This is a genomic window from Pelomonas dachongensis (genome assembly GCF_043555865.1).
In the GTDB taxonomy this organism is placed as follows: domain Bacteria; phylum Pseudomonadota; class Gammaproteobacteria; order Burkholderiales; family Burkholderiaceae_C; genus Pelomonas; species Pelomonas dachongensis.
The window spans coordinates 1-262 of record NZ_JBIGHY010000063.1 but is presented as its reverse complement, the minus strand read 5'-3'; the positions used below and the strand labels follow the sequence as shown (position 1 = coordinate 262).

Sequence of the window (262 nt, the reverse complement as noted above, 5' to 3'; positions counted from 1 at the left end):
CGGGCCTCAAGCTCAAGATGACGCACGAGCGGGAGGGCCAGAGCTTGCGTCGCCGCGCCGGTGGCTACGCCCATGCCAAGCAGTTCAAGCGGCTGCGCCAGGTGGTGCGCCGCCAGCGCACGATCCTCGGCGTGCTGTTGCGCGAGGTGCAGCGCAAGATGGCGACGCTCGCTCAGGCCGCACAAGACCAGCTCAAGCCCTGGCTGGAGCGTGCCGAGCGCATCCGCAGCCAGCGCCCTCACGACAAGAACAAGCTGTACGC

At 68.7% G+C, this 262-nt stretch carries 1 pseudogene; it reads left to right on the top strand.

The features are described from left to right. Nucleotides 1–262, top strand: a pseudogene (locus ACG02S_RS26335) (IS5/IS1182 family transposase); the annotation flags it as partial.